Source organism: Chryseobacterium sp. TQ-BC-N36, assembly GCF_058382295.1.
In genome coordinates, this window is the sequence record NZ_CM178175.1 from 5,092,640 (window position 1) to 5,113,301 (window position 20,662).

The following is a 20,662-nucleotide window of genomic DNA, read 5'->3' on the forward strand; positions in this document are numbered from 1 at the left end:
GCAAAGTATTTTACAACATTAAAAGATTGAAAAATTCAATTGGACAAGAAGTTGGATGGCTAATCTTTTAATTTTTAAAGCTTTAAATCTTTTAATTCATACGTATGGATACAGAAAATATAAAAATACAGATAAAAACTTTCTTCGGACTGGAACAGATTCTGGCAGAAGAAATCAAAAAATTAGGGGGAAGAAATGTTGAAATCAAAAACAGAGCAGTAAATTGCGAAGGAGATCTTGGTTTTCTTTATAAAATCAATTACTCTGCGAGAACGGCATTGAAGATTCTGGTGCCCATCCATGAGTTTAAAGCCTTCAACCAGCATCAGTTTTATGACAGATTATTTAAATTCGACTGGGAAAATTTCATGGATGTTGATCAGTCGTTCTCTATCGATGCAACGGTAAATTCTGAAACCTTCAAACATTCTCAGTTTGTGACCTTAAAAATGAAGGATGCGATCGTGGATTATTTTCAGGAAAAATTCAAAAGGCGTCCTAATGTAGAAACGAGAAATCCGGATATCAAATTCCATCTTCATATTGACCGGGAACTGGTGATGATTTCTATGGACTCTTCAGGTGATCCCCTGTTTAAAAGAGGGTACAGAAGAGAGCAGGGAGAAGCGCCTATCAATGAGGTTTTGGCAAGCGGAATGCTTCAGCTGGCAGGCTGGGACGGAAAAGGTAATTTCCTTGATCCGATGTGCGGTTCAGGAACATTGTTGATTGAAGCAGCAATGATTGCGATGGACCTTCCAGCTCAGATTTTCAGAAAGAGATTCGGGTTCCAGAACTGGAATAACTATGATGCAGACTTGTTTGCTAAAATTAAAGAATTCAGAATTAACAGAATCAGACAGTTTGACGGGAAAATTGTTGGGTATGATATTGATGCCAGAATGCTGAATGCCGCAAGAATGAATGTGGAAGCTGCGGAAATGGAAGATGTTATTGAAATTAAAAAGCAGAATTTCTTTGATTCCAAAAAAGAGCTTTTCCCATTACTAATGGTATTCAATCCACCATATGATGAAAGAATTTCCATCAATGACGATGATTTTTATAAAAAAATAGGAGACACCTTTAAAACAAATTATCCGAATACATTGGCATGGCTTATCTCTTCAGATCTTGAAGCGGTGAAGAAAATCGGTTTACGTCCTTCAAGAAAGATCAAACTTTTCAACGGAAAGCTGGAAACAAGATTTTTACAATACGAAATGTACGAAGGGACGAAAAAAATACATAAATTAGAAGATAATAAGTCATAAACTCTGAGATTAAAATGTCCTGGAATTTTTTAGATGTATTTGATATAATTTTGGATGTATTCAGCCTGCTTGGTTCTGGATCAAAACCGTCACAATCAGAACCTAAAAGAAAGGCTCTAAACCATAATGTGATATCTCAAAAGAAGGAGGTAAAAGATCCGGGCAGTTCACAGAAAAAATAACTGTAGTAAATAATATGTTTAATTAAAATAATAAGAATAGGCTGTACTCATGAGGCACAGCCTATTTTGTTTTATCGTACCAGTGAAAGCGCAAAACCCATATTGTTTTTTAAAAGTGTGTGAATGTTGTATTCCTAATGTCCGGTTTTTCTCTGTACATCAGCAGAATAGTAAAAATCTTTCAGCCGTTCTTTGGTAAGATACATTACTACAGCCTTATGCAGAAGTCTGTCCTTAGAATAATTGATGATCATAGCAAGATGATTCCGGCTGTTCATTTTGTTTAAAATGTCAAATAACCTTGCTCAGAATTTCACTGGTAAAATGCATACAGTGAGAAGGATAGAATGTAACTTCGTTAATTTCTCTGAATAAGCTGTTAAACTGTTTGTAGGTTGTCCTGCGAATAAGTAATTTTGAAAAATTTTCAATTTGAAGCCTACTATTTCCATTGTTGTTGCCATTTATAACCGAAAAGATGAACTTTTTGAGCTGTTGACTTCACTTACCCTGCAGACGGATAAGGAGTTTGAGATTATTATTGTAGATGATGGTTCTCTGATCGATCTGAAACCTACCATTAAAAATTTTGAACAAGGGTTAGATATTAAATATTTCAGAAAAAATAATTCAGGACCGGGACTTACGAGAAACTATGGCGCAGCAAGAGCAGCCAACGAATGGCTGGTATTTGTTGACAGTGATGTCATTGTTGAAAAAGATTATATTGAACATATTAAAAATGATATCCTGACTATTCCATGTGATGCGTTTGGAGGGGCAGATAAAGCACATAAAGGATTTAATCTGATGCAGAAAGCTATCTCCTATTCTATGACTTCAGTATTTACAACAGGAGGAATCAGAGGCAGCAAGAAAGCAGTTTCAAAATTTCAGCCCCGAAGCTTTAATATGGGAGTGAAAAAAGCGGTTTTTGAAAAGGTGGGCGGATTTTCCGAAATGAGAATAGGTGAGGACCCGGATCTTTCGATGACGCTTTGGGAAAATGGCTTTACCACTACTTTTTTTGATGATATTGCTGTATATCATAAGCGTAGGGTTGATTTTGGAAAATTCTCCAAACAGGTTTACCAGTTTGGCTGTGCAAGGCCAATTCTTAATCAGAGACACCCGAACTATGTGAAAATTTCCTTTGCGTTTCCTACTTTATTTTTGTTAGGATATGTGATGGGTTTTCTGGAGTATTTTATTATGCATAGAGGGATTATTCTGGCTTTCTACGGTTTGTATACTTTCTTGGTGTTGTTTCACGCTTTAATATTGACTAAAAATATAAGTATAGCCGGCATGGCGGTCATTTCCACTTATATTCAGATGTTTTCTTATGGATATGGATTCCTGAAATCCTGGATACTGCTGAATGTTTTCAGAATGAAGCCTGAGGATGCTTTTCCGCATCATTATTATAAGAAATAACATAATTGTCTGCAAAAAATATCAATAGGAATGGGCTTTAGCCCATTTATCAAATAAATAAAATCTTCCAACGGCTTTAGCCAAAACCTATAAGAGATTATACTTAACGTTTGTTATTCCAAATCTAACAGGTGGATTGATAAATAAGAAAAAAGGCTGTTTCAATTGAAACAGCCTTTTTACAATAAATTTAGGATATGGAAATGTTTTCATGGTGATTGAGAACTCCTACTTTCAGCATACACTCCTTCATCTTTTGGTAAGTTCTTTTGATATCGTGGTCGAGACCGATTGAGAACCTGATCAATCCATCAGAAATACCTATGGAAGCTCTTTCTTCTTCAGGTATTTCAGATGAGGTAGATTTTCCTGAGCATGAGAATAAGGTTTTATAGAACCCTAAGCTTACGGCAAGATAACCCAGATTTTCTGTCTGCATCAGCTCCATCAGTTCATTGGCTTTTTCTGTAGTTCCGGCATCCAGAGTCAATAAACCTCCGTATCCGTATTCTTCATGAATCATGCTTTTCATTAATTCATGGTTTTTATGGGATGGCAGTCCTGGATAAGATATCTTTAAACCGTCTTTTTCGAATCTTTCAGCAAGATACATAGCATTGTGGCTATGCTGTTTGATTCTGATGTGTAATGTTCTCAGGTTTTTTAAGATGCTTGAGGATCTTAAGCTGTCCATAGTTGGCCCAAGAAGCATACATGCTCCGGAATTCACATTTTTTGTATCATCAATAAATGCCTGACTGGCACAGTATACACCACCTACCGTATCACTGCTTCCGTTGATAAACTTCGTTAAACTGTGAATCACAATATCAGCTCCGAATAAAGTCGGAGAGATGGAAAGGGGAGAGAAGGTATTGTCTACAATCAGTTTCAGATTATATTTTTTACAGATTTCCGAAAGTTTCCTAAGATCTGCCACTTCAAGAAGCGGATTGCTCACACTTTCACAATAGATAACTTTCGTATTGGGCGTAATTGCTTTTTCTATAGATTCAAAATTATTGATATCAACAAAAGTCGTTGAAACATTGAACTGGGGAAAGAAGTTTTTAAGAAAGGCATAAGTACCTCCGTAGATGGTTCTGCTTGAAATAATATGGTCTCCACTTTTACATACCTGCATCAGCACTGAAGTAATAGCTCCCATTCCGGATGCGGTAACGTTGGCAGATTCTGTGTTTTCCATCTTGGCAAGAGCCTGAGCCAGGTAAAGGTTCATTGGTGATGAATGTCTGGAATACAGATAGCATCCTTCAGCATTCCCCTCGAAAGTATCAAACATGGTCTTTGCAGAAAGGAATGTATAGGTAGAGCTGTCAGAAATAGAAGGATTGACTCCTCCGAATTCTCCAAAATACTGAAGATCCTGTATTTCATTAGCTGCGTTAAAGTTTTCCATAAATACTGTTTTTATTTTATGGTTCCAATTTGCATTAATTTCTTAATTATTACAATATAAATTTGAATTTGTAGAATATAAAACTGTAAAATATTGTTTATTTAGAAAAAATATTTAGTATCTTCGGAATTATTAAATTTTTACCAAAAAAACATCTATGGAACTTGACGAAACTGACAAGAAACTCCTGTTTTTTCTGCAGGAAGACTGTAAACAAACTACCAAAGAACTGTCCGGTAAGCTTGGATTGTCTGTTACAGCAATTTATGAGCGTGTAAAAAAGCTTGAAAATGCAGGCGTTATTTCAAAATATGTGGCCTTGCTGGACAAAAGTAAAGTTAAGAAAAATTTTATTGTGCTGTGCCATGTAAAATTAAGTCAGCATAAAAAAGAATTTGTATTACAGTTCGAAAAAGAGGTAATGGACCTTCAGGAAGTTACAGAATGCTTTCACGTAAGCGGAGATTACGATTATATTCTTAAAATAGGAGTGAAAGATATTGAAGACTACCGCAGCTTTATGCTGACGAAACTTACAACGCTTCAACATATCGCAAGTACACACAGTTCATTTATGATTTCCGAGGTTAAAAATACTACGGCAATCGTATTATAGATTAGTTACCTGTATTATCTGCAATAGTTTTATAAATCAGCTTTCGTTATTTTATCAATGAAGTAATGAAGTCTTTTAATATCAGTTCTTCCTTTGTTTTGATCGTTCAAAAAGCAGGTGGTCACAATAACCATTTTTAAATCGGGAATGATGCAGATGAGCTGTCCGCCATAACCTGTTGCCACGAAAGCCTGATGTCCGTTGGTTTTTCTTCGCCACCAGTAATAACCGTATCCATTGGCATCCGGCATGACATCCCATGAATCCAATTTTACCTGTTCAGCTGTAGATTCCTGAATCCATTTCTGGGAAACAACCTGTCTGCCACCAAGTTTTCCGTTGTTCAGAATCATCAGGCCAAACTTCATCATATCTTCCGGTTTCATAAACATTTCCGAACCTCCGATATTCCTGTTCATGGAATCGGTATCCCATCGGGGAATATTGATCTTTAGTGGCCTGAAAAGATTTTCTGCAGCGAATTGTTTCAGGTTGGTTTTTACAATTTTTGCCAGAGCAACTCCAAAAAGATGGGTTTCGCCACTATTATAATTGAATACAGTTCCGGGATATTCTTCAAAAGGAAGATCCAGCACAAACTTTACAGGATCACCGGAAAAAGACATCGCTGTTGAGATTTTTGAGTTTTCAACCCAGTCAAAGCCTCCCTGCATCGTCATGAGATTTTTTAATGTTAATGTATTTCTTATTGAATCGTGAAGTACTTTTCCTTCAATATTGGAAATATTTTTAAAATTACTTCTTGAAATATTGTATTCAGGAAGGATTTTTAATACCGGAGTGTTGAGGTTGGGAAGCAGGTTTTTGTCTTTTGCAATTCCCGCAAGAATGGAGACAATACTTTTGGTAACAGATTTTATACTGAAAATGGTTTCTTTATGGGCTGTATGAAAATACTTCTCATAAACAACCTTATCATTTTGGGAAACAATGAAAGATCCAAGAGAAGGAATGCTGTCGTTGATTTCTTTGGTGAATTGGTCTGTGAATTCTTTTGGTAATTCTTTATTGAAGGCTGCCTGTGACTTCATGTCACAACAGAACAGGGTAAGACACAGCGTTGTCAAAATCTGCAGTACGTGCTTGGATCTCATTATTTACAAAAAAGAAGGAATACATTGTTAGTGGATGAAAAAGGAAAAGTTAAAATCTGTCTGAAACCGAACATAAGCTCAATTTTGGACAGATTTTAGCTGATGTTTTCAATTCCCTAAATTATGAAATAACAATGAAATTTGAAATATATTTTAACGTTTTTTTGTCGATTTTCGAATCTGTAATTTTTTCAAGAAAGAAAGGAAAAATTAAACTAAAACTCCGTTTTTGGAAGAAATAGGATCGGGAAGTTCTGTTTCGCCGTCCATCTGAAGAAGGTCTATCTCAATCGTTCTGCAGATGGAAAGCATAGGGACGTCAAACATTAGTCCTGCAAAAGGATTCTCAGAATAATCTCCTACCAGCTCCATAATGATATAAATCCATCCGATGATGATACAAAAAGGGATGGAGGTCCAAATTCCCCAATCACCCAATTTTGCAAACTCGTTCACTAATCCGAGTGGAAGAAGCATGATAAACAGGATATTAAAAACAAAAGCTGTACTGGCAAACTGTCTTGGAGAAGGAAATTTTTTGATTCTTTCTGCCTGTCCCTGGAAATTATAAAATTCATTCAAACTGTTTTGTAACTGAGTCTGGTTGAAATCTGTGATGGCATTCATGTTTTTCAGTTGATTGATATCTTTTGCCTGTTGGGCGATGAGATAGGTCGCAAAATTTTTATAATCATTTTTCAGATCATATTCTTCCTCCGAAAGATACTTATGCAGGAAAATAGGAGCTCTTCCATAATCGGGAAAGCCAGCTTTAATCAGTCTGTTTCGTCTCAGGTTGATATTCCCGAATTTATTGTTTTCTGTGCTGATATGCTCCCATTCCGTAGGAACCAGAAGCTGTTCACGGAAAGTATATAACCATGCAATATGGCGGTAAACAATTTTTCTTTTACGGTCTTCAAGATCAAAAACACCAATTTCTTCATTTTTGGTATCGAAAGCATACACCATAGAGGCAAAGGAACGGCTGGAATTCACAATTCCGCCCCAGATTTTTCTGGCTTCCCAAAGTCTGTCATAGGCCTGGTTGTTTTTGAAACCGACAAGAAATGCTTCAGCAGTACCAATCAGGGCTACAGGTACCCAGGGAATTGTCATCCATTCCCAGTTGAAGAAATAGAAAAGAACAGCGATTAAGGTACACCAGATCGAAATAAGAATAAGATGGAACCCTGATAAATTGAGAACCTGTTTATAATTGACGTATTTGGTTGTGATCATAAAGATGTATGAAATTATTGGTGTGCATATAAACAAAATGGATACCAAAATAAGGGATCTATTCTGTTTATTAAAATTAATAAAAAAACCTCTGATTTTTCAGAGGTTTCAATTATTTAATATTTCAGCATTTCTTCAATTTTGAGACTCAGCTTTTCGGCGTTCGGAAGCATTTCTTTTTCCAGTACAAGATTGATAGGTACCGCAGGAACATCCAGAGAACCCATTGTTTCTACAGGAGCATCAAGATACTTGAAGCAGTTTTTAGAAATACGGTGTGCAAATGCTTCTGCAAAAGAGTTGTTAAGTTGCTCTTCCGTGAGAACGATACATTTTCCGTGAGCTTTTACTCTTTCAAAAACAAGTTCTTCATCAAGAGGGATTAATGTTCTTAAGTCGATCACTTCCACTCTTCCGTTAAAATTCTTAGCAGCTTCTTTAGCCCAGTAAACTCCCATACCATAAGTTACCACTAATAAAGTTCTGCCTTTTTCAGTTTCATCTTTATCAGCTTCAATGATGATTTTACCTTTTCCGAACGGAAGAACATAGTCTTCAGCCGGTTCTATTGTTTTAGCATCTTCAGTTCCAGGAACTTTGCTCCAGTATAATCCTTTGTGCTCAAGCATTACTACAGGGTTGGGATCATAGTAAGCAGCTTTTAATAAACCTTTAAAATCAGCAGCATTACTTGGATAGGCTATTTTGATTCCTTTGATATTGGAAAGGATACTTTCAACACTTCCACTGTGGTAAGGTCCACCTCCTCCATAGGCTCCGATAGGAACACGGATGATATTGCTTACGGGAAATTTTCCGCCACTTAAATAGCTGGATTTTGAGATCTCGGTGATTAATTGGTTGATCCCCGGATAAATATAGTCTGCAAACTGAACCTCAACGATTGGTTTCAATCCAACAGCGCTCATACCAGCAGTAGATCCAATGATATAAGCTTCCTGGATGGCTGTATTGAATACTCGCTTGCTTCCAAATTTTTTACCTAATGTAACAGTTTCACGGAAAACTCCACCGATTCTTTCTCCTACATCCTGTCCGTAAAGAAGAGCTTCAGGGTGTTTCCACATCAGTTCCTGTATGGCGTGAATGGCAGCATCTACCATTACAATTTTTTCTCCGTTGGCAGGTTCACGAGTACCTGTTTCCTCTGTGATAGGAGTAGGAGCAAAAACATGCTGCATTACAGTTTCCGGCTTCGGGTCTTCAGCATTTTTAGCTCTTTCAAAAGCTTCTTCAGCTTCAAGACGTGCCTTTTTAGTGATTTGTTTTAAAAGATCTTCGTCAACCCCGGTTTCCAGTAAATGTTTTCTAAGGATTTCTCCCGGATCTTTGGCTCTGTGTTTTGTTAAATCTTCTTCGTCTCTATAGAATTCTCTTCTTACACCTGAAGTATGGTGTCCTATCAGTACTGTTTTTGCACAGACCACCAAAGGTTTTCTTTCTGTTCTTACAAAGTCGACAGCTTTTTTCATAGCTTCGAAACTTTCCACGAAATCAGTTCCGTCTACCCTCATTCTGCTTAGTCCTGTAAATCCTGCTACAAAATCATAGGCATCACAGGTTCTTGCTTCATCTTTCGTTACTGAAATTCCCCATTCGTTATCCTGAACCAGAAAAATAATGGGAAGCTGATGTAATGCTGCAAACTGTAAAGCTTCACTCACTTCACCTTCTGTAACAGAATTGTCTCCAAGGCTGCATATTACAACAGGATTATTCTCAAAATTCTGAAGATTGAAATCCTGGATATACTTAATTCCCTGTGCTACCCCTGTAGTAGGAATGGTCTGCATTCCGGTAGCGGAACTCTGATGAATGATCTTGGGTTTGTTTTCATCTCTGCTTGACGGATGAGAGTAATAAGATCTTCCTCCCGAAAAAGGATCATCAGCTTTAGCCAATAATTGAAGCATTAATTGGTAAGGTTCAAAACCAATTCCTAAAAGAATGCTTTCGTCTCTGTAATAAGGAGAAACCCAGTCTTCTTTTTTGAGCTGATAAGCGGTTGCAAGCTGGATGGCTTCATGCCCTCTTGAGGTGCTATGAACGTATTTACAGACATTTCTGTTTTCTTCGTAAATATCGGCCATTGCTTTGGCCAGCATCATATGATTATATGCTTTGAGTAATATATCCTGAGAAACTTTTTCGTGAAGTGCATTTTCCATAGGAAGCAAATATACATAAAAAAACAAAATACTAACAACTGTTAGTATTTTGTATAAAATCTTTGTAGATATAGGTTATTCCTTGATCACTTTTTTAGAAATAACATCTTTGCCTGTTTTTACTTCAATGATGTAAATTCCTTTTGTGTAAGCTGATAAATCTATAGGTTCTTTATCATTGTTAATGATTCCGCTTTGTAATTTTTTGCCGGTAAGATCATACACATTGAAAGTAGACTTTTTAGGCGCTTTCAATACATTGGTGATGTCTTTTACAACCGTTGGAGCTATTGATATTCCATCTGATGATAGTCCGGCTTCTTTAGTGCCCAGTAATTCTGTAAATCCGGTTACAATAACAGAATAGTTTTGAGGAGCATTACCTCCTGAATTATTTTTCAATATACCTTTGTTGGTAATCTCTATTTTATAAGTTCTTCCGGCAACGGGAGCATCAATAACAACCTGTTCCACATTATCAACAGTATTGTCTCCTTTTGTAGCAGGAGTCATAGGATTATTGGCATCCAGTTTCCAGGGATAATAAACAGTATTTGTAGTGGTATCAGTAATTTTCAGATCCAGATCATTAATCAGCTTAGAGCTTCTGTTGTTGTAAATATTGCTCCATTGATTGGTGAAATTTGTAAATTCAGGATCTACCCAGGAAATAGTCGCTTTTAACGGTTCTGAACCTGATGCTTTTACCATTTTTACATTGGCAACCCCACTGTTTAATATTTCATTATTAAAGATAATACTGTTGTTTGCTTTTCCCACAAGAAGCTCAGCTCCTTTTTTGGCATCAATAAAACCCCATCCGAATTGAGGATCAGGACCTGTATTTCCGGCTTCTTTCGCTGAATGTACCATCAGGGTTTTGGCTGATGCTGCATTTAATAAACTCCCGGCAAATAATTGTTTGTTGATCTGGGTCCAAAGCCCTATAATACCTGTTACAACCGGAGCGGAATAAGAAGTACCATCTCCGATGTCGATTTTACTGCCTCCTGTGGCATTATTGTCGGTCCAGGCACTGGCAACACTTGTTCCTACTGCTGTAATGTCCGGCTTGATACCACCGTCATCTCTTGGTCCTGCACTGCTGTAGCTTGAATGAATAACATCTGAAGAAGAAGTATACCTTCCGTCATTTGCTGTAATTCTGTCTGCAGCTGCCACTACAATGATATTTTTTCCAAGAGAACCAATTCCTATACAGTCATACCCCTGTGCACAGTTGCTTGGAGGAAGCGTATCTGTAGCTGCGAATTCTACTAAGTTTCCTGTATTGTCTGTGTAATATTTTTTATAGGTACTTGTATCTGCACTAGGGCCTTCGCCGAATGAGTTTCCTGCAGATTTTACAATAATGTATGATGGGTTATTGTATACGATCTGATCGTAATCACGGTCATTGGTATGGTAAGTACCCTGAGCATCAAAAGAGGTACCGGGACTGACAAAAGCTCCATTCCAAACCCAAGCCGGTTCATTATTAATCAGCTGGGGGTCTGCCCATCCCTGATTACTTCCGTAAGAATGGTTGGAAATATTAGGCTGGGCTTTAATGATTTTTTGAAATACAGTGCTTTGTACAGTTTCACCGTCCAGTATAGAAGTTCCAAAAGCGTAAGCATCTATTGTAGAGTTGGGGGCAATACCTTTGAAATTAACCTGTCTTGTTGTTCCATTGGTAAATGTTACGGTATAAGGGTAATCTTTTGCTCCTATAAAGCTGGAAACAGCTGTTGCGTGATCTCCGTAATTGACAGTGCTGCTTTCTTTATTGGTTATTCTGTTAGGAAAATTGTTGAAAAAAACGTGACCGGCAAACACTCTTGCTACACCTGAGGAAGTACTGCCGTCAAAAATGGTAAATTTAATACCGTCTCCATTGAAAGAACCTGTTAATCCTGTAATAGTGCCTCCCTGTAAAAAATCGGAATTGGAATTTTTTATCTGGTCACCATCATGTGCCTGAAAGAAATAAGGTTTGTCATCAGGTAAAAACCCTGCCAGAGTAGCTTTCTGTAATTCAATCTGCTTTACAACTTCAGGGCTTCTTTCAGAACCAAATCGCTTAGATACATAAGCATCAAATTTGCTATTGTTCTCTATTCTTTGCCGTTCAAATTGTCTGTTTAATTCTTCATTGTTTTGCGCATTTATTAACGCAACAGTTAAAGTACTGAGTAAAAGTAATTGTTTCTTCATTTTAGGTAGTAAATTGTTAAAAGTACGGAGATTCAAATTTATGTTAATATTTTAATTATTAGTATGTTTTAGAGTATAACTCTAATTTTTTAAGCTAATTTTAATTTTTCATTTTTTTTGTTAATTTTTTTTTACAATGATGTTGCTTTCTTTATTTTTTTTTGAATGTTATTGATTGTTTTAATCATCGTTATAAAACAATATTTGAAAAAAATGGAGTAACTTTACATTCTCTTTTTTATAAAAAAGTTAGAAAATTATATGTATTTAATTTTTGACACAGAAACAACCGGTTTACCAAAAAATTTCAATGCTCCGCTTTCAGATTCTGATAACTGGCCGAGAATGGTCCAGATTGCATGGCAGCTGCATGATGATGATGGGAATTTAATTGAAAATCAGGATTATATAATAAAGCCTGAAGGGTATGATATTCCCTTCAATGCAGCAAGAATTCACGGAATTACAACAAAGATTGCCAATGAAGAAGGTCGTGATCTTCAGGAGATTTTAGAAGAATTTTCTAAAGTTCTGGAAAGAGTAAGGGTTGTTTCAGGACATAATGTGGAATTCGACTACAATATTGTAGGTGCGGAATTTTACAGGAAGAACCTTAAAGATAATCTGCAGGAGAAACCGAAAGCAGATACCATGATATTGGGAACTGACTTCTGTCAGCTTGGAGGAGGTCGCGGAGGAAGATTTAAACCCCCGAAACTTGAAGAGCTTTATGAAAAGCTTTACGGGAACAAATTTGATGAAGCCCACAATGCTGCTGCCGACGTAAATGCAACAGCCCGTGCTTTCTTTGAAATGGTGAGAATTGGGGTAGTTCCCGCAGAAACCTTAAAGATCTCTGAGGATCAGCTTGCTTATTTCAAAAGTCTTTATCCGGATCCGATCAAACCTTTTAATATTGTTATCAGAAGGCAGGTCGCTGATTTTCATAATAAGAAAAAACAACAGGATTTTGGAAGCATTGACGAAATTGATTTAGGTAAATATTTCAATTTTGATAACCACAGTGTTTTCTCCACTCTTACGGCTACTTCCAGTATCAATGATCTGATTAAGAAAGCTTCTGATGAAAATTTTCCTGCCGTGGGAATGGTGGATCTTGGAAATATGATGGGGGCTTTTAAGTTTGTTTCAGCGGTAGAAGGAGCTAACGGTGACAGAGCTAAAAAACACAAAGAATACCTGGCTAAAAAACAGGAGGCAGAAGAAAACGGAACCGAATTTAATGAAGAGGAACCTGCTTCTGAACCGCTTATTCCTGTAGTGGGCTGTGAATTTTATATTTCAGACCGTTATGAACAAAAGCAGTTTACCAAAGATGATCCTGACAGGAGAACACAGGTAGTCCTTTTGGCAAAAGACTTTAACGGGTATAAAAACCTGGCAAAGCTTTCCAGTATTGGTTTCCTTAAAGGGTTCTATTTTGGAGTTCCAAGGGTGAGCCGTGAGCTGATTGCCCAATATAAAGAAGGGGTGATTGCTCTGACTTCGGGGATTATGGGAGATATTCCTGATGCAATCTTAAATACCGGTGAACAGAAAGGAGAGGAACTTTTCAAATGGTGGAAAGATACTTTTGAAGATGATTTTTATGTACAGATTCAGAATCACAAACTGCCTGAAGAAGAGCATTTGAATGAGGTGCTGTTATATCTGGCGGATAAATATAATGTTAAAATCTTAGCGCAGAACGAGACTTTTTATACCAATAAAGATGACGCTAATATTCAGGATATCGTAAGCTGTATCAAAGATGGAGAAAAGCTGACAACACCTATAGGGAAGGGATTTGGTAAAAGAAGAGGTCTTGCGACAGGTGAGTATTACATTAAAAATTCTGATGAAATAAAAGAGGCTTTTTTAGCATATCCTGATGCTTTTGATGCCTATGAGGAGTTTACAGCGAAATTTAAACCCTATACCTTAAAAAGAGACGTACTCCTTCCTAAGTTTGATATTCCCGAAGAATTTATCCATGCAGAAGATGAGGTAGACGGAGGGAAAAGAGGGGAGATGGCTTATTTGACCCATCTTACCTATGAAGGAGCAAAAAACAGATATGGAGCAGAAGGGATTACCGATGAAATTAAAGAGCGTCTTGACTTTGAGCTTGAAGTAATTGCCAATACCGGTTATCCAGGATACTTCCTAATTGTACAGGATTTCTGTAACGAAGCCCGTAAAATGGGCGTCTGGGTTGGACCTGGGAGAGGTTCTGCTGCAGGATCTGCCGTGGCTTACTGTATTGGAATTACCAATGTAGACCCTATTAAATATGATCTCCTTTTTGAGAGATTCCTGAATCCGGAAAGGGTATCCATGCCCGATATTGATATTGACTTTGATGATGAAGGAAGGGACAGGGTTATCAAATGGGTAATAGAAAAATACGGACAAAGTCAGGTAGCGCAGATTATTACTTATTCTGTACTCGGAGGGAAGTCTGCCATTAAAGATGCCGGAAGGGTATTGGATGTTCCAATTCCCGATACTAATAATATTGCCAAGCTGATTCCTTCCACACCAGGGATGAACATAGCAAAAGCTCTGGCGAAATATGATAAATTGAAACCGGAAGAACAGATGCTTGTCGATGAAATGAGATATGTTCTGGACAGTCCGGATGATTCAAGACACGGGGTTTTGGCCAGTGCTAAAAAGATGGAAGGCTGTATCAGGAATACAGGAATTCATGCCTGTGGAGTAATCATTACACCGGAAGATGTAAGTAACCTGGTTCCGGTGACTATTGCCGCAAAAGATGCCGACATCCTCGTATCTCAGTTTGATAACTCAGTGGCAGAAAGTGCAGGTCTTCTGAAGATGGACTTTTTGGGACTAAGGACACTGACCATTATCAAAGATGCTTTAAAACTGGTGAAGGCAAGGCATGGAGTTGATATTGATCCGGATCTTATCCCTCTTGACGATACCAAAACATATCAGCTATTTAAAGAAGGAAGAACAGTCGGGATTTTCCAGTATGAAAGTCCGGGGATGCAAAAATACATGAGGGAACTTAAACCAACGGTTTTTGCTGACCTTATTGCCATGAATGCCTTATACCGCCCAGGACCAATTAAATATATTCCAAACTTTATCAACAGAAAGCATGGAATTGAAGAAATCGTTTATGACTTACCGGAAACAGAAGAATATTTAAAAGAAACATACGGGATTACAGTTTATCAGGAACAGGTAATGCTTTTGTCACAGAAGTTGGCCAATTTTACCAAAGGTGAAGCCGATACGCTTAGAAAGGCAATGGGTAAAAAGCAGATCGATGTTCTTAATAAAATGTACCCGAAATTCATTGAAGGAGGTCGGAAAAACAATCTGAATGAAGAGAGGCTGGAGAAGATCTGGAATGACTGGAAAGCTTTTGCTGAATATGCCTTCAACAAATCTCACTCAACATGTTATGCCTTTATTGCATACCAGACTGCATTTTTAAAAGCAAATTATCCTGCAGAATATATGGCGAGTGTAATGAGTAATAACATTAACAATACAGATTCAATTACCATGTTCATGGAGGATTGTAAAAGTATGGGTGTGGATGTATTAGGTCCTGATGTGAATGAATCTCAATATAAATTCTCAGTAAACGAAAAAGGACAGATCCGCTTTGGGCTGGGAGCGATTAAGGGAATCGGGGAAGGTCCGAGTGAAGCGATTACAAGGGAAAGAGAAAACGGAAGGTTTAAGAACATCTATGATTTCTTTGAGAGAATATTACCTTCCCAGATGAATAAAAGGGTAGCGGAGAGTTTGGTACTTGCCGGTGCTTTTGATGAATTGGATTCTTTCCACAGAGGTCAGTATTTTGACATTGACATGGCAGGAAAGACAAACCTTGAAAGACTGATCAGGTATGGACAGAGTTTCCAGGAAAGTAAAAACGAGATGGAGCACTCCTTATTTGCAGACTTTGCAGAAGAAGTTCAGATTGAGCAGCCTAAACTTGCACCATGTCCAGAATGGCCAAACATGCATAAGCTCAATAAAGAAAAAGAGATTATCGGTTTCTATCTTTCTGCACATCCGCTGGATGAATTTAAATATCAGTTTCAGTTTATGCAGGGGCAGCTTTCCAAGAAGGCAGTTCTGGAGAAAGATGTGGAAGAGAAGATCGTGACAGATGAAACTCCGGTTCTTGAGCAGGACTCCCAGGATGAAACTGTTGATTTAAGTGAGATTGTTTCTGATGATTTGTCAGTGGGAGAGGAGGAAGTCATTGAAGAAGTGACCAAAAAAGCAGAACCAAAAGGAAACTTTCTGTTCCTGAATCTCGATGAGGTAGATGCTTATAAAGAGCAGGCTTTTGCCAACAAACAGGAGGAATTGTTTGAGGAAAAAAAGAAAGACTGGAAAACCCTGCAGAAAGAAAGAGAAAACGGAGGCGGCGGAAAAGAATATACAGTGGCTGGCCTGATTACAGAATACAGGGTTCAGGACGGTTTCAGAAGTGGCGAAAAAGTAGCTTTTGTTACGCTTGAAGATTATTCCGGATCATATTCATTCAGGTTGGGAGACCGGGATTATATGAGGTTGAAGGAAAAGCTTGAGGTTCAGAGATTTGTTATTTTTAAGATAAAATTTGCTCAGGTAAAGGACGGAAGAGTATTTGTCAATGTCGTTGACGTTATAGAGCTTCAGGAGGCATTCGAGAGATTTGCAAAAAGCATATCGCTTGTTATGGATGTTATGGATGTAAGACCGGAAGATCTTGATTTTTTCAGAACAGTTCTGGATCGGAATAAAGGAAATCAGAAGCTGAAGTTCTTTATTAAAAACCTTGAAGATGATTCTCACATTGAAGTGCAGTCTATGAAACATTCGGTAGATCTGAATGGAGATCTGATTAAAGAAATTCAGTTATTAAATAAATATGAGTTCTATTTGAATTAGAATATAAAAATACTGATTAAAAAAGAGTGGCTTAGGTTACTCTTTTTTTTGTTTACATATTAAGAATATAGATGAAAAATTTTAAATATGTTTTTATGTTAAATAGAAAAATTTTCTGAAGTCTATTTTAATTATATACTATAGTAAATGTCTGATTTTCATTGTTTTAATATTTTTCAATAGATTGCGAATTATCTGTTAATTTTAAATAAACGTTTGATTTTATCTCATTTTTAGGTTGTTTTTATTTGTTTTTATTTAATATTTTATGATAATTTTTAATATTATGGTTAAATTATCAATTAATATTTATACATTTACCGCCCTAACTTTTATTATTTACTATTTATGAAGAAAATTTTACTCACGTGCCTGACAGCATTCTACTACTGCGTGTCTGCACAGGTTGGTCCGCCTCAGCTCACCACTCCCAATACGAATAACGGATATGGCTTTGCCCAGTCTACCGGAACGTATACACCATTGTCTGCAAACAGAACAATATGGCAGTCCGGAGCTACAATAGGAACTGATCTGGTATCGGGAGCTATTCCCTTGCCAAGCCCTTTTACTTACAATAATCAGAAGTATACTTCTGTTTATATCAGTAATAATGGTTTTATTACATTTGGAATTCCTGCATCCAGCACAACTTACACGGGATTATCCTCCGATATTTCACCGACTACTTATGATGGTGCTTTTGCAGGTTTTGCAGCCAATCTTCGCCATGCTAATACCGCTACATCTGAAATTGCCTATGAAACAGTCGGTTCAAAATTTATTGTACAGTTTACAGATGTACAAGGTAATTCGGCTTCTTCAGCACAGCTTCTTAATTTCCAGATTCAATTAGATCTTAATGCCAAAACAATTGCTATTGTTTATGGAAACTGTGTTTCAGGAACTTCAACCCTTACTGGACAGGTAGGGATCAGAGGATCAGAGAGTTCTGATGTAAATAACTTAACAGGAACAAACTGGACTTCTCTTGCGGTAGGAAGTTCAAACAGCTCTACAGCGACTTTAGGAACTACAAACGGAACAACGGTTCCTGCCTCCGGATTGACATTTACTTATACACCGGGAGCATGGCAGACGCCGCCTGCAACCTATGCAGCATTACCTTTCATGGAAAGTTTCAGTACGTGGGCAGACGGTAACTCCACTTTAGACCTGCCGAATGCCAGTTATTGGAGAACATGGCCGGCGAGAGGAGACAATTCCTGGAGACAGAGTGATATTGCGACAACAGGATTTACTTCTGCTTCAGGTTGGTCTAGTTCCAGTGGATCTTCTACTGTTTCTGCCCCTGCAGTAACTCCTGCAGCCCGTTTCCACTCTTACAACTGTCAGTATGCTTCCGGATATATGGACTTGTATGTCAATCTATCTTCGGGTTCAGGTACCAGATATTTAAGTTTTGATTATATCAATCCTTCAGGAACTGATGTCTTGAAAATTCAGCTTTCCACTGACGGCGGGAATACATTTGCAGATGTAGGTTCTGCATTAGGCGTTGCTGCATCATGGACATCTAATTTTATAGACTTAGGGTCGTCCAGTCCGACTGCAATCGTAAGATTCTTAGCCAAAGGGGATAACGGAAGTGATGATATCTATGTGGATAATGTTAAAATCTCAGCCATTACAATTCCTGAGTGTACGGTAATTACTACACCTGCCAATGCGGCTACAGGAGTTGCTGTAACACCAAATATCAAATGGAATCCTACAGCTGGAGCAACTTCTTATAAGTTAAGTCTGGGAACTACTCCGGGAGGAACAAATGTGATGAACGCAGTAGATGTAGGAAATGTGGTTACTTACACGCTTCCGGCTGCAAATCAATTATTATATAATACTACCTATTATGCAACTGTACAGCCTTCCAACAGTAACGGAACTGCCAGCGCATGTAACCCGGTATCATTTACCACTAAAAATATTGGCTGTCCTTCCGTTACTGCACCTGCATCAGCGGCATCAGGAGTTTCTGTAACTCCTACAATCACTTGGGGAGCTGTAACAGATGCAACCGGGTATAAACTGTCTATCGGTACTACGACTGGCGGAACTGATATCATGAATAATGTTGATTTAGGAAACGTGACAACCTATACACTTTCTAACCCATTAGCCTATTCAACAAAATACTATTATACAGTTAACGCTTATACACCAACAAGTAATTCTGCTTCTTGTACAGAGCGCAATTTTACAACAGTTTGTACTTCAGAAAATGCGCCGACGGCGTTGCAAGGCTTTACTGCATTCACTCCAATGTGCTGGTCAGTGGCTAAAGGAGATGTTACCGCATCATCTACTCTGACTTATGGGTCGAGCAAATGGGCTGCCGAGGCAGGATTTGCAAATGCAGGATCTAATGCGGCTGTAAGAATCAATCTGTATGGAACCAATACCGGAGACTGGTTGATTTCTCAGCCCATTAACCTTGGTTCTACTCCAGGAATGTTTAGAATGAAATATAAAATGGCTGTTACCAGTTATTTAGGAACTGTTTCTCAAACAACTCTGGGAACCCATCAGGTGAGAATTATTGTCTCTACAGATGGCGGTACTACATGGAGTAATACGAATGTAATAAAAACATATACAGGAGCAGGAACATATTCTAATACGAGCCAAACAGAAGTAATCAACCTTACAGGATATTCAGGAAATGTTAAAATTGCTTTTGTTGCAACTACAAGTTCCAATACCCCGGACATTGATTTCCACGTTGATGACTTTGTGGTAGAGGCTATACCAACATGTCAGGAACCCGCTTCTCCTGTTGTAGCCAATCCTACAGTTTCCACTGCAGATCTATCCTGGACGGCACCATCTACCACACCGGCCAACGGATACGAATATTATTACAGTACAAGCAGTACACCACCTGCTGTTAATGCACAGGCTAGTGGATCAAGCAGCACAACTTCAGCTCCTTTATCAGGACTGGCTTCAAGCAGTACATATTATGTTTGGGTAAGATCCGTTTGTAGTGCAGGAGATAAGAGTCCTTGGGTAGGGCCAGCTGTTTTCAATACAGTTTGTGGTACTGTATCAGCTCCGTTCTCTCAAAACTTTGATGCAGGGATTTCTCCTAATTGCTGGAGTAATGTAAATCCTACGGCAACGACAACGGATGCCAATCTTTTCTGGAAGTTCACAGGATCAGCAGACTATGGGGCAAATACCGCTAACAATGGAAAAGCAGCGGGTACTTATGCTTGGGTAGATGCAAGTTCACCATACAGTGGAGCAGGTGTCAATACGGTACAGTTAGTTACTCCTCCTATCAATCTGACAGGGTTGACAGCTCCTTTCGTTTCTTTTGACTGGTTTAAAAATCATTCTACTTCTACTAGTACTACAGTTTCTCCGTCTACTTATGACAACAATAAACTTACTGTAGAAGTGAATAATGGAAATGGATGGGTAACTATCTTTAGTGATAATTCGAACTTAAACCAATGGAGAACTGTTGGTGTTCCTTTGGCAGCTTCTTATATCGGCGCCACTATTCAGGTTAGATTTACTGTTGATAAAAATGTGAGTGGTAACGGATATTTCTATGATGATGTCCTTTTAGATAATGTGGAAGTAAAACAGAACCCTAATCTGGCAACTTCTGAAACTTCTGTAAAAGATAATACAATCAAGGTATACCCGAATCCGTTTACTGATTCTTTAACAATCTCTGATATATCTAAAGTACAGTCTGTTTCTGTTGTTGATGTTGCAGGAAGACTTGTGAAAACTATAGAAGCTCCTGCTTCAGTACTTCAGTTAAGAGATCTGAAAGAAGGGATATATCTTGTGGTTCTGAATATGAAAGATGGATCTAAACAAACCGTTAAAGCCATTAAAAGATAAATAATTTCTAAATAAAATATCATAAGGAGACTGCTCAGTGGAGCAGTCTCTTTTTATATCCCTTATTTTTTATTTTTTAATATAAAGTTTGAATCGTTATGATATAATTAAAAAAATATTTTTTTTATTGTTGATTTTCACTAGATTTGAATAACTAAT

The 20,662-nt window shown here is 37.8% G+C and carries 11 protein-coding genes; 5 read left to right on the forward strand and 6 right to left on the reverse strand.

Annotation, left to right across the window (positions count from 1 at the left end; all coding sequences use genetic code 11):
- Window positions 1–104: 104 nt before the first annotated feature.
- Window positions 105–1,274: a THUMP domain-containing class I SAM-dependent RNA methyltransferase gene (locus AC3FI7_RS23100; RefSeq protein WP_142725872.1), complete on the forward strand. Its 1,170-nt coding sequence runs from the start codon at window positions 105–107 to the stop codon at window positions 1,272–1,274.
- A 316-nt stretch (window positions 1,275–1,590) separates the two neighbouring features.
- Here AC3FI7_RS23100 and AC3FI7_RS23105 read toward each other — a convergent pair whose 3' ends face one another.
- Window positions 1,591–1,734, reverse strand: coding sequence for a hypothetical protein (locus AC3FI7_RS23105; protein ID WP_491461007.1), 144 nt, complete (start codon window positions 1,732–1,734; stop codon window positions 1,591–1,593).
- A gap of 154 nt (window positions 1,735–1,888) precedes the next feature.
- Between AC3FI7_RS23105 and AC3FI7_RS23110 the strand changes: the two genes are divergently transcribed.
- Window positions 1,889–2,893 (forward strand): glycosyltransferase family 2 protein, encoded by a 1,005-nt coding sequence (locus AC3FI7_RS23110; RefSeq protein WP_491461008.1) that lies wholly within the window; start codon window positions 1,889–1,891, stop codon window positions 2,891–2,893.
- Between the two features lie 190 nt (window positions 2,894–3,083).
- Here AC3FI7_RS23110 and AC3FI7_RS23115 read toward each other — a convergent pair whose 3' ends face one another.
- A complete protein-coding gene (locus tag AC3FI7_RS23115; RefSeq protein WP_142725869.1) occupies window positions 3,084–4,313 on the reverse strand; it encodes an aminotransferase class I/II-fold pyridoxal phosphate-dependent enzyme in 1,230 nt (409 codons plus the stop codon).
- A 157-nt stretch (window positions 4,314–4,470) separates the two neighbouring features.
- Here AC3FI7_RS23115 and AC3FI7_RS23120 point away from each other — a divergent pair, with 157 nt between their 5' ends.
- The gene (locus AC3FI7_RS23120; RefSeq protein ID WP_047432467.1) at window positions 4,471–4,929 is read left to right on the forward strand and encodes an Lrp/AsnC family transcriptional regulator; all 459 of its coding nucleotides are present in this window, start codon (window positions 4,471–4,473) and stop codon (window positions 4,927–4,929) included.
- Between the two features lie 29 nt (window positions 4,930–4,958).
- Here AC3FI7_RS23120 and AC3FI7_RS23125 read toward each other — a convergent pair whose 3' ends face one another.
- The 4 genes from AC3FI7_RS23125 to AC3FI7_RS23140 all read right to left on the reverse strand — a co-directional run bounded on the left by AC3FI7_RS23125 (window position 4,959) and on the right by AC3FI7_RS23140 (window position 11,692).
- Window positions 4,959–6,044, reverse strand: coding sequence for a serine hydrolase domain-containing protein (locus AC3FI7_RS23125; RefSeq protein ID WP_142725868.1), 1,086 nt, complete (start codon window positions 6,042–6,044; stop codon window positions 4,959–4,961).
- Window positions 6,045–6,254: 210 nt separating this feature from the next.
- Window positions 6,255–7,286, reverse strand: coding sequence for a bestrophin family protein (locus AC3FI7_RS23130; protein WP_491461009.1), 1,032 nt, complete (start codon window positions 7,284–7,286; stop codon window positions 6,255–6,257).
- 116 nt (window positions 7,287–7,402) lie between these two features.
- Window positions 7,403–9,475, reverse strand: a complete 2,073-nt coding sequence (locus AC3FI7_RS23135) for an alpha-ketoacid dehydrogenase subunit alpha/beta (RefSeq protein ID WP_491461010.1) — start codon at window positions 9,473–9,475, stop codon at window positions 7,403–7,405.
- A 75-nt stretch (window positions 9,476–9,550) separates the two neighbouring features.
- Window positions 9,551–11,692 carry a S8 family peptidase gene (locus AC3FI7_RS23140; protein WP_491461011.1) on the reverse strand — a complete coding sequence of 714 codons (2,142 nt, stop codon included), beginning with the start codon at window positions 11,690–11,692 and terminating at the stop codon, window positions 9,551–9,553.
- Window positions 11,693–11,953: 261 nt separating this feature from the next.
- Here AC3FI7_RS23140 and dnaE point away from each other — a divergent pair, with 261 nt between their 5' ends.
- Entirely contained in the window at window positions 11,954–16,621 is a 4,668-nt protein-coding gene (gene dnaE / locus AC3FI7_RS23145; RefSeq protein ID WP_491461012.1) for a DNA polymerase III subunit alpha, read from the forward strand.
- 348 nt (window positions 16,622–16,969) lie between these two features.
- A complete protein-coding gene (locus tag AC3FI7_RS23150) occupies window positions 16,970–20,503 on the forward strand; it encodes a T9SS type A sorting domain-containing protein (RefSeq protein WP_491461013.1) in 3,534 nt (1,177 codons plus the stop codon).
- Window positions 20,504–20,662: the final 159 nt, after the last annotated feature.

Excerpts from the sequence above, each read along its gene's own strand:
- AC3FI7_RS23120 (WP_047432467.1), top strand. The coding sequence starts at position 4,471 with ATGGAACTTGACGAAACTGACAAGAAACTCCTGTTTTTTCTGCAGGAA.
- AC3FI7_RS23105 (WP_491461007.1), bottom strand. The coding sequence starts at position 1,734 with ATGAACAGCCGGAATCATCTTGCTATGATCATCAATTATTCTAAGGAC.
- AC3FI7_RS23100 (WP_142725872.1), top strand. The coding sequence starts at position 105 with ATGGATACAGAAAATATAAAAATACAGATAAAAACTTTCTTCGGACTG.
- dnaE (WP_491461012.1), top strand. The coding sequence starts at position 11,954 with ATGTATTTAATTTTTGACACAGAAACAACCGGTTTACCAAAAAATTTC.
- AC3FI7_RS23140 (WP_491461011.1), bottom strand. The coding sequence starts at position 11,692 with ATGAAGAAACAATTACTTTTACTCAGTACTTTAACTGTTGCGTTAATA.
- AC3FI7_RS23135 (WP_491461010.1), bottom strand. The coding sequence starts at position 9,475 with ATGGAAAATGCACTTCACGAAAAAGTTTCTCAGGATATATTACTCAAA.
- AC3FI7_RS23130 (WP_491461009.1), bottom strand. The coding sequence starts at position 7,286 with ATGATCACAACCAAATACGTCAATTATAAACAGGTTCTCAATTTATCA.
- AC3FI7_RS23115 (WP_142725869.1), bottom strand. The coding sequence starts at position 4,313 with ATGGAAAACTTTAACGCAGCTAATGAAATACAGGATCTTCAGTATTTT.
- AC3FI7_RS23150 (WP_491461013.1), top strand. The coding sequence starts at position 16,970 with ATGAAGAAAATTTTACTCACGTGCCTGACAGCATTCTACTACTGCGTG.
- AC3FI7_RS23125 (WP_142725868.1), bottom strand. The coding sequence starts at position 6,044 with ATGAGATCCAAGCACGTACTGCAGATTTTGACAACGCTGTGTCTTACC.